The following is a 9521-nucleotide window of genomic DNA, read 5'->3' on the forward strand; positions in this document are numbered from 1 at the left end:
GTCCGCGCTGCTCGCCTCGCGCGGCGGCAGGGTGCCGGGCACGACGACCGAATAGGCCGGCACGCGGCCGACGAAGACCTCGCCCGTCGCCCGGTCGACGATCTTGGTCGACGCGCCCAGGAACACGCCCATCGACAGCACGCTGCCGCGCTCGACGATCACGCCTTCGGCCACTTCCGACCGCGCGCCGATGAAGCAATCATCCTCGATGATCACCGGGGCGGCCTGCAGCGGCTCCAGCACGCCGCCGATTCCGACGCCGCCGCTGATATGGCAGTTGCGGCCGATCTGCGCGCAGCTTCCGATCGTCACCCAGGTATCGACCATCGTGCCGCTTTCGACCCGCGCGCCGGCATTGACGAAGCTGGGCATCAGCACCACGCCCGGCGCCACATAGGCCGACCGGCGGACGATCGCGCCCGGCACGGCGCGGAAGCCGCCCAGGCCGAAGGCGGCGTCGTCCCAGCCCGCGAATTTCAGCGGCACCTTGTCATAGAACGGCGCGGGGGCGCCTGGCATCACCTGGCTGTCATTCAGCCGGAACGACAGCAGAACGGCCTTCTTCAGCCATTCATTGACCACCCAGCCCGCGTCGGTCGGGCCGGCGACCCGCAGCGTGCCGGCATCCAGCCCGGCCAGCGCCTGTTCGACCGCGTCGCGATCCGGGCCGGTCGTGGCGGAGGACAGCGTGTCGCGCCGATCCCATGCCGCCTCGATCTGGGTCCGTAGGGCGTGCTCGTCGTTCATAACTCTGCAATCCTGTGTCAGTGGCGGCGGCGCTGCCGGGCCGCCGCGCGGTCATCCTGTCGCGGGACCATGCGGAGGATGCCCCATGCTGTCAACGACTCTCGATCCCGGCCCGGCCGTGGGCCGCTCCGTGCCGCGGGGCCGTCACTCGCCGCGGATCAGCGTGCCCGGCCCGGCCTCGGTGAACAGTTCCAGCAGGCAGGCATGCGGGACGCGTCCATCCAGGATCACCGCCGCCTTGGCCCCGCTGCGCACGGCCTCGAGGCAGGTCTCGACCTTGGGGATCATGCCGCCGCTGATCATGCCGCTGGCAATGCCGCGCCTTGCCTCCTCGGCCGTCAGTTCGGGGATCAGCTCGCCGTTTTCATCCAGCACGCCGGGCACGTCCGTCAGCATCAACAGGCGCGTGGCGTGCACCGCGCCGGCGATAGCGCCGGCGGCCGTGTCGGCGTTGATGTTGTAGGTCTCGCCATCCTCGCCCGCGCCGACCGGGGCGACGACCGGAATCAGGCCCGAGCCCGACAGCGCATAGAGTACGCGCGGGTCGATGCGCACCGGCTCGCCCACGAATCCCAGATCCAGCACCTTCTCGATCTGGCTGTCGGCGTCGCGTACCGTCCGCCGCAGCCGCCGCGCGGTGATCAGCCCGCCGTCGCGGCCGGAAATCCCGACCGCCAGGGCCCCGGCCTGGTTGATCAGGCCGGCGACCTGCTTGTTGACCTTGCCGGCCAGGACCATCTCGATCACGTCGACCATCGCGGCGTCGGTGACGCGCAGCCCGTCCACGAAGGTCGAGGGGATCTGCAGCCGGTTCAGCATGGCGCTGATCTGCGGCCCGCCGCCATGCACGACGATCGGGTTCACGCCCACCAGCTTCAGCAGCGCGATATCGTGGCCGAATGCCTCGGAGAGCGAATCCTCCACCATCGCATGGCCGCCATATTTGACGACGATGGTGTCGCCGGCATAGCGGCGCAGGAACGGCAGGGCCTGCGCCAGGACGGCCGCGCGTTCCTGTGCGTCCTTCAGGTTCTGCACCTCGGTGCCGGCGATCGCGTTGCCCGTGTCACTCATCGCATGCTGCCTGTCGTCTTAATCGTCGTCCGGGTAGTCATAAAGGATCATTGCGCCTGCGACAGCGCCAGCGTGGCCAGCTCGGCACGCAGTTCGGGGATGCCCAGCCCGCTTTCGCTGCTGGTCGCCAGGATATCGGGGTATGCCGCCGGATGCTGGCGGGCCAGTTCGGCGGCCTGCGCGCGCTTGGCCGCCAGCGCGCCGGGGCGCGGCGCATCGCACTTGGTCAGCACGATCTGGAAGGTCACGGCGGCACGGTCCAGCAGGGTCATGACCGCCCGGTCCGATTCCTTGATCTCGATCCGGGAATCCAGCAGCAGGATCACCCGCTTCAGCGTCGGCCGGCCGCGCAGATAATCGAACATCAGCCCCTGCCAATCTTCCTTCACCGCCTTGGCGGCCTTGGCATAGCCATAGCCCGGCATGTCCACCAGGGTCAGCCGCCCGGCAAGATTGAAGAAATTGAGCTGCTTGGTCCGACCGGGTTCGGACGACGCGCGGGCCAGGGCCTTGCGCCCCGTCAACGCGTTGACCAGGCTGGACTTGCCGACATTCGACCGGCCCGCGAACGCGATTTCCGGCATGTCGGTGGGCGGCAACTGGTCCAGCCGCTGGGCGCCGAAGAAGAAATCGCACGATCCGGCGAACAGCAGCCGCCCGGCTTCGCGCAACTGCTCCTCTTCCTCCTCGGTACGGGGGGGGATGTGAAACTCCGACATCAGGCCCGCATTCTCACTTCCGCACGGCCGGAGCCGCAGGGACGCCGCCCTTCTTCAACGCGCCGTCCAGGCGACGCTGGATCAGCATCTGCTGCGCCATCGTCAGCAAGTTGTTCCAGCAATAATAGATCACCAGGCCCGCGGGCTGGCGCGCCATGAAGAAGGTGAACAGCACCGGCATCATCTGGAAGACGCGCTGCTGCGCGGGATCCATCGCCGCCGGGTTCAGCTTCTGCTGCAGGTACATCGTCAGGCCGAACAGGATCGGCCACACGCCCAATTGCAGGAACGGCGACAAGACCGTCGGATCCCACGGGATCAGCCCGAACAGGTTGAACAGGTTGGTCAGGTCGGGCGCGGACAGGTCCTGGATCCAGCCGAAGAACGGCGCATGGCGCATTTCGATGGTGATGTACAGGTCCTTGTACAGGCTCCAGAACACCGGGATCTGCACCAGCGCCGGCATGCAGCCCGCGGCGGGGTTGACGCCCTCGTTCTTGTACAGCGCCATCATGTGCTGGTTCATCGCCATCTGGTCGCCCTTATAGCGCTCGCGGATCTCCTGAACCTTGGGCTGGAGCTGCCGCATCTTGCCCATCGAGCGGAATTGCCGCGTCGCCAGCGGGAAGAACAGCCCCTTGACCAGCAGGGTGAAGGCCATCAGCGCCAGGCCGAAATTGCCCAGCAGCGTGTTCAGCCAGTCCAGCACGTAGAAGATCGGGCGCGTCAGGAAGGCGAACCAGCCGAAATCGACCGCTTTCCAGAAATCCGGAATGTGCAGGCTGGATTCGTAATGCTCCAGCAAATTCACTTCCTTGGCGCCGGCAAAGACGTGGCTGGTGGTCGCTGCCGTCATGCCCGGCGACACGGTGGTCGGCGCCTGCGCGATGAAGCCGACCTGGTAGATCCCGGCCCCCTGATTGGCCTGGTAGCCATAGCTGCCGGTGACCGCGGTGCCCTGCTGCGGAATGACGGCCGTCAGCCAGTATTTGTCGGTGATGCCGGCCCAGCCGTTCTGGCCCGCGCGGGTCCAGGACTGGTTGGCCGGCGGGGTCGCGCCGGTGCGCAGGCTTTTGTACGAGCTTTCGTCCATCCGCCCGTCGATCACCGAAATCGGGCCCTCATGCACCAGGTAGCCGCCGGTTTCCACCGGGGTATAGGCCCGGTCGACCCGCGCGAACGGATAGAGCGCGACCGGCTGGGCCGAATGGTTCACGATCCGCTGCTCGACCGCGAACATGTAATGGCTGTCGATCGACACGACGATCTGGAAGGTCACGCCCTGCCCGTTGTCCCACGACAGGGTCACCGGCTTCTCGCCCGTCAGCTTCGGGGCATCGGCGGTCCAGACGGTATTGGCATCGGGCACGCGCACCTGCCCGCCCGGCAGGTTCATCCAGCCGATCTCGACATAGTTGGGCTGCGGATCGCGCGCCGGCTCCAGGATGCGGACCAGCGGGCTGCCCTTGCGGATCGTCTCGTGATAGTCGCGCAGCACCATATCGTCCAGGCGCGCGCCCAGCAGGTCGATCGACCCGCTGACTTTCGGCCCGTCGATCGGCAGACGGGTTTCGGCCTGCGGCGCCGGAATGGATTGCGGCTGCGAACTCGCCCCCGCGATCGGGGCGGCCGGTACCGGCCGGTTGGCCGGCGGGGTCTGGCTGGTGGCCTGCGCCGATTGCTGCGCGGCCTGCTGATGGGTCTGCTTCGGCATGAAATATTCGAAGCCGACCAGGACCATGGCGGACAGCAGGGTCGCCACGATAAAGCGCTTGGTATCCATCAGTAACCAGCCAGACTCACGTTATCTGTGGGAGGAACAACAGGGACCGCGCGCAGGCCCCCGCTCGGGCACGGGATCGTATCCGCCGATATTCCACGGATTGCAACGCAAGATCCGCCACGCCGCCAAAATCGTGCCGCGAAACGGCCCGTGGCGGCGGATCGCCTCCAGCGCGTAATCGCTGCAGGACGGGACGAATCGGCAATTCATCCCCATTACGGGGCGGAAGATCCATTGATAGGCGCGAATCAGGCCGATCAACGGCCGGGAGAGGATCGCGCCCAGGCGCGCTTTCATGAATCCCCCCGCACGCCCGCCTTGCGCAGCGCGCGGCGCAGATCGCCCAGCAGCGCCGAAAAATCGCGCCCCCGCGTGCCGCCACGCCCGATCAGGACCAGATCGACGCCGCTGAGCGGCGCCTCATGCGCGACCTGCCGCATGGCTTCGCGCAGCCGGCGGCGCGTCCGGTTGCGGACGACGGCGTTCCCGACCTTCTTTGTCACGGTAAAGCCGATCCGCGCCGGATCGGAATCGCCCCGCTCCAGCGCCTGCAGCACCAGACCGGGTGAAGGAACCTTCCGTCCGCGAGACGCCACAAGCAGGAATTCTGCACGTTTCTTAAGACGGACGGACCGGTCGGCCACGCTCAGCAGCCTTTCGTATTCTCGCCCCGGCGTGATATCGCGGGGCCATGTCGCCCCGGGCCACGGCCCGGAGACGACGGCCTGGCAATCAGGCGGACAGGCGCTTGCGGCCCTTGGCGCGGCGGTTCGCGATGACCTTGCGGCCACCGACGGTTTCCATACGGGCGCGGAAGCCGTGACGGCGCTTGCGGACCAGCTTGGACGGTTGATACGTGCGCTTCACGACGGCACTCCCAGATTGACAGCAACAAATATGCCGCGGCTAAATTCCACGGCGCGTTCGGGCGCAATTCGCGGCACCCGACCCGAGGCGCGCCTTATACTGTTCGTTTTCCGGCACGTCAACGTGCCAAAGACCACGCGCGGAGAACAGAAGCATGAACGGCGCCCCCCCTCCGCAAGACGGCGCGTCATCCGCCGCCGAATCGTCATCCGTCGGCAAGATCCTGCATGACGTCCGAGGCCTGCTGGCGCCGGCGATGCTGACGGCCGATCGGCTGAGCCTGCATGCCGACCCCGGGATCCGCGAGGCCGCCGAGCAGATCATCCAGTCGATCGAACAGGCCGTGCACCGGCTGAAGGATCTGCGCGGCTAAATATATTCAGGATATTCCCTTACGTGCGCTGGATCAGTTCAATCTTGTAGCCGTCCGGATCCTCGACGAAGGCAATGACCGTCGTGCCGAACTTCACCGGCCCCGCCTCGCGCGTCACCTTGCCGCCGCCGGCCCGCACGGCCTCGACCATCGCCGCGACATCGGGCACGCCCACTGCGAAATGGCCGAAACCGGTGCCGATCTCATAGCCGTCATCCTTGCCCCAATTATAGGTCAGCTCGATTTCCGCCTGGCCCGACGCATTGTCGCCATAGCCCAGGAAAACCAGGGTATACCGGCCCTCGGGCACTTCGCGCCGGCGCAGCTCGCGCATGCCGAGCAATGAGTAGAATGCGATGCTGGCGTCGAGGTCACGCACGCGCACCATCGTATGCAGATATGAACCCATGAACATTCTCCTGTCTGGAAGACCGGTCAGTTTTCGCCCTCGGCATCGATTCCGACCAGGAACAGGCCGGCCGCGTCGGCGGCCGCGATACACAAGTCCGGGTCGGTCAGCAGGGTGGCCCCGGCCTGGAACGCAATGCCGCGCAGGCCCACCTGGGCCGCGCGCCTGACGGTATCCGGCCCGATGGTCGGAAGATCCGCCCGCCGATCCTGCCCCGGTTTGAGCATCTTGACCAGAACCCCGCCCGGACGCCCGGGCTGGCGGCATTCGCCCGCGCGCAGCAGCATGCGGTCGGTGCCTTCCATCGCCTCGACCGCCAGGACCAGCCCGTCCTGCACCACGCAGCCCTGCCCGATATCCAGCCGCCCGATCGCATCGACCACCGTCCGTCCGCGGTCGATATCCGCCTGGGCCCCGGCATCGGGCCGTACGCGGCCCAGTACGCCGCGCCGTCCGACCGACGCCGCGAGAAATTCGTGGGCGCCGTGGATGGCGAACCCTTCCTCGCCCAGCACGCGGACGATGGCCGCCAGCAATCCGTCATCGCCGGAAAACAGGGCCCGGCCGATCCGCGCCATGATCCGCGCGCCCGCGGCGTCGGGCCGCAGGTCGGAAAAGGAGGGACGGCGCACCGGCCCGATCAGGACCAGGTCGCGGCAGCCCTCGGCACGCAGGCAGGACAGGATCTCACCCGCCGCCGCCAGGCGGACATAGCGATGCGGCCAGCATCCGATTACGGCCGGTTCGGCGAAATCCTGGAAGCCGACGATGAAGACCCGCCGTCCCAGCGCGGCGACCGCCTGGGCCACCTGGCCGGGCAGCGGGCCGCCGCCCGCCAGGATTCCCACGCAATCGCCCGACAGGATCGGCCCCGGCTTGCCGTCAGGCGAGGTCACGCCGGCCACGGCCATGGACCCTGTTCAGACGCCGTCGGTTTCGATGGATGCCGTGCCGCCGCCCGCGACGCGCACCAGGCCGCGATGGCTGGGGGCCTCGATGAAGGCCAGGATCTCGGCCACCCGGGGCTCGTTGCCATATTCGGCGCGCACCGCGTCCAGCCTCTGGCTGAAGGCCGCGGTCTCGTCTTCCATCGCGCGGGGATAGAGCGCGCGGAAAGCGCGGCGCAGGCGATGGATCTCGTCCGGCTGCACGCCGTTGCGCTTCAGCCAGATCCAGTGCAGCCCGACCAGGCGCGCGCGATTGCCCAGGACGCTGCCATAGGGAATGACATCGGCCTCGACCCCGCAGACGCCGCCGACCAGGGCCGCGCGCCCGATGCGCACGAACTGGTGCAGGGCGGCCGAGCCCATGATGCGCGCATGATCGCCGATCGTCACATGCCCGCCCATGACGACATTATTGACGATGATGACCCCGTTCCCGATCGTGCAATCATGCGCGACGTGGGAATTGGCCATGATCAGGCAATCGTCGCCGACCTGGGTCAGGCCGCTGCCGGTGGCGGTGCCGCGATGGATCGTGACATTCTCGCGGATGACGGTGCGGGCCCCGATCACGCAGCGTGTCGCCTCGCCGCGATATTTGAGATCCTGCGGCGCCATGCCGATCGTGGTGAACGGATAGCAGGTGACGCCGGGGCCGATCTGCGTCTGCCCGTCGACGATCACGTTGGCGATCAACTGCGTGCCGTCGCCGATCCGGACGTCCGGGCCGATCATGCACCATGGGCCGATCCGCACGCCGCGCCCGATCCGCGCCCCCTCGGCAACGATCGACGAGGGATGAATCTCGGCGGCCTGAATTCCGGCATCCGGTCCAGCCAAATCGGTCAATATACTCTCTCCCGGCAGAATCAGGCTTCTGGTTGCAGGCTTCCGGACGATCCGCGTTCGCGCATCCGGAGCAGGACACTAGAGCATCATCCGCTCTAGCCCATGATCATCGCGCTGAAGCTGGCCTCGGCCACCGACACGCCGTCGACCCGTGCCACGCCCTTGAACTTCCACACATTCGCGCGGCTGCGTTCTTTCTCGACATGGATCTTCAACTGGTCGCCGGGCCCGACCGGGCGGCGGAATTTCGCCCCGTCGATCGTCATGAAATAGACCAGCTTGCCCTCGAAGGCCGGCCCCAGCGTCAGCACGACCAATGTGGCCGCGGTCTGGGCCATCGCTTCGATGATCAGCACGCCGGGCATGACCGGCCGCGCAGGGAAATGGCCCTGGAAATGCGGCTCGCTGGCCGTCACGTTCTTGATGCCGACCGCCGACTGGCCCAGCACGATATCGACCATCCGGTCGATCAGCAGGAACGGATAGCGATGCGGGATCGCCTCCATGATCCGCATGACATCGATGGCTTCGATACAGGTCGGGCCTTCGCCCGCCGAGGGAACCTCTACTTCTTTATCCACGTCGTCCGACCATCTTGCTCGGGATGGCGCGGCCCGTCGCCCAGCGACCCATTTGCCCGCCCGTCCCGGTTGACTTCCGGGGGCCCGCTGCCTCAGGCCGCACCGTCACCCTGTTTCGTTCCCTTCTTCGCCAGACGCCGCAGCACGGCGACATTCCGGAAAAATTCCCGAAACGGCATTGCCGGGCTGCCGATCACATCGGCGCCCGCCTCGACATCCGACATCACACCGCACTGGGCGCCGATGCGGGCCCTGGTTCCAATACGGATATGACCGATCAAACCGGCCTGGGCCGCAACGGTGACGAAATCGCCCAGTTCCGTGGAACCCGAGATTCCGGCCTGGGAGACGACGATGCAGCATCGGCCAAGGCGAACATTATGGCCAATCTGCACCAGGTTGTCGAGGCGCGAGCCCGCGCCGATCACCGTGTCCTGCGACGAGCCCCGATCGATCGTCGCATTCGCCCCGACCTCGACCCCGTCTTCCAGGATCACGCGCCCCAGTTGCGGCACGGTCTCGAATCCATCCGGCCCAACCGCGAAGCCGAAACCTTCCTGGCCGATCCGCGCCCCGGGCAGCAACGTCACCCGGTCGCCCAGCAGCGCGTGCGAGACGCTGCATTGGGCGCCGATGCGGCAGCCCGCGCCGATCCGCACTCCATCGCCAATGACGGCATGCGCATCCACCCGGCTGCCCGCGCCCACGCGCACCTGCGCGCCGATCGAAACAAAGGGGCCGATCTGCGCCGAAGGATCGATCTGCGCGCCCTCGCCGATCACCGCGCTGGGATGGATCCCCGGCACGATCGCCGGCACCGGATGAAACAGGGCCGCGATCCGCGCCCAGGCCAGATAGGGCGCGGAACAAACCAGTCCGACCGTCCCCGCGGGCAGCCTGTCGACGAAGGCCGGCGCCAGGATCACCACACCGGCGCGCGTCTGCTCCAGCAAGGGGGCATAGCGGCGGTTGTCCAGAAAACTGACCTCCTGCGGGCCAGCGGATTGCAGGGGGGCGATCCCGGTATACTGGCGCGGATCCGCGTCGTCCCGCGCGTTCTCGATCCGGGCCCCCGCGCATTCCGCCAGGGCCGCGAGGGTGAACGGCCCTTTCCGCGTGAAGAACCGCTCGTCACCCGGCCGTGCCGCGTCCTGCCCGTCCATGCCGCCGGCGCC

General features: G+C 67.5%; 13 protein-coding genes. 1 reads left to right on the forward strand and 12 read right to left on the reverse strand.

What is annotated here, in order from left to right; all coding sequences use genetic code 11:
- The 7 genes from HUK84_RS05975 to rpmH form a co-directional block, all read right to left on the reverse strand.
- A partial coding sequence (locus tag HUK84_RS05975) for a 2,3,4,5-tetrahydropyridine-2,6-dicarboxylate N-succinyltransferase (RefSeq protein WP_176639459.1) occupies positions 1 to 747 on the reverse strand: 747 nt, incomplete at its 3' end.
- Positions 748 to 891: 144 nt separating this feature from the next.
- Positions 892 to 1821 (reverse strand): acetylglutamate kinase, encoded by a 930-nt coding sequence (gene argB, locus HUK84_RS05980; protein ID WP_176639460.1) that lies wholly within the window; start codon positions 1819 to 1821, stop codon positions 892 to 894.
- A gap of 47 nt (positions 1822 to 1868) precedes the next feature.
- Entirely contained in the window at positions 1869 to 2540 is a 672-nt protein-coding gene (yihA, locus tag HUK84_RS05985) for a ribosome biogenesis GTP-binding protein YihA/YsxC (protein WP_176639461.1), read from the reverse strand.
- A 13-nt stretch (positions 2541 to 2553) separates the two neighbouring features.
- Entirely contained in the window at positions 2554 to 4323 is a 1770-nt protein-coding gene (yidC, locus tag HUK84_RS05990; protein ID WP_176639462.1) for a membrane protein insertase YidC, read from the reverse strand.
- A 21-nt stretch (positions 4324 to 4344) separates the two neighbouring features.
- Positions 4345 to 4620, reverse strand: coding sequence for a membrane protein insertion efficiency factor YidD (gene yidD, locus HUK84_RS05995; RefSeq protein ID WP_176639463.1), 276 nt, complete (start codon positions 4618 to 4620; stop codon positions 4345 to 4347).
- Entirely contained in the window at positions 4617 to 4967 is a 351-nt protein-coding gene (gene rnpA, locus HUK84_RS06000) for a ribonuclease P protein component (RefSeq protein WP_176639464.1), read from the reverse strand. Before rnpA ends, yidD begins: the two co-directional genes overlap by 4 nt.
- 88 nt (positions 4968 to 5055) lie before the next feature.
- Positions 5056 to 5190, reverse strand: a complete 135-nt coding sequence (gene rpmH, locus HUK84_RS06005; RefSeq protein WP_012553083.1) for a 50S ribosomal protein L34 — start codon at positions 5188 to 5190, stop codon at positions 5056 to 5058.
- 154 nt (positions 5191 to 5344) lie between these two features.
- On the opposite strand from rpmH, the gene HUK84_RS06010 reads away from it, so the two are divergent.
- Entirely contained in the window at positions 5345 to 5563 is a 219-nt protein-coding gene (locus tag HUK84_RS06010; RefSeq protein ID WP_176639458.1) for a hypothetical protein, read from the forward strand.
- A gap of 19 nt (positions 5564 to 5582) precedes the next feature.
- Here the strand turns inward: HUK84_RS06010 and gloA are convergent, their stop codons facing one another.
- The 5 genes from gloA to lpxD all read right to left on the reverse strand — a co-directional run bounded on the left by gloA (position 5583) and on the right by lpxD (position 9509).
- Positions 5583 to 5972, reverse strand: coding sequence for a lactoylglutathione lyase (gloA, locus tag HUK84_RS06015; protein ID WP_176639465.1), 390 nt, complete (start codon positions 5970 to 5972; stop codon positions 5583 to 5585).
- Positions 5973 to 5998: 26 nt separating this feature from the next.
- On the reverse strand, positions 5999 to 6883 hold the full coding sequence (locus HUK84_RS06020) for an LpxI family protein (protein WP_176639466.1): 885 nt from the start codon (positions 6881 to 6883) through the stop codon (positions 5999 to 6001).
- 9 nt (positions 6884 to 6892) lie between these two features.
- On the reverse strand, positions 6893 to 7735 hold the full coding sequence (gene lpxA / locus HUK84_RS06025; RefSeq protein WP_374729271.1) for an acyl-ACP--UDP-N-acetylglucosamine O-acyltransferase: 843 nt from the start codon (positions 7733 to 7735) through the stop codon (positions 6893 to 6895).
- 125 nt (positions 7736 to 7860) lie between these two features.
- Entirely contained in the window at positions 7861 to 8346 is a 486-nt protein-coding gene (gene fabZ / locus HUK84_RS06030; protein WP_176639467.1) for a 3-hydroxyacyl-ACP dehydratase FabZ, read from the reverse strand.
- Positions 8347 to 8438: 92 nt separating this feature from the next.
- Complete coding sequence (gene lpxD / locus HUK84_RS06035; protein WP_176639469.1) at positions 8439 to 9509, reverse strand: UDP-3-O-(3-hydroxymyristoyl)glucosamine N-acyltransferase; 1071 nt, start codon at positions 9507 to 9509, stop codon at positions 8439 to 8441.
- Between the last annotated feature and the right edge of the window lie 12 nt (positions 9510 to 9521).

The organism is Nguyenibacter vanlangensis (assembly GCF_013376155.1).
GTDB classification, from domain to species: domain Bacteria; phylum Pseudomonadota; class Alphaproteobacteria; order Acetobacterales; family Acetobacteraceae; genus Gluconacetobacter; species Gluconacetobacter vanlangensis.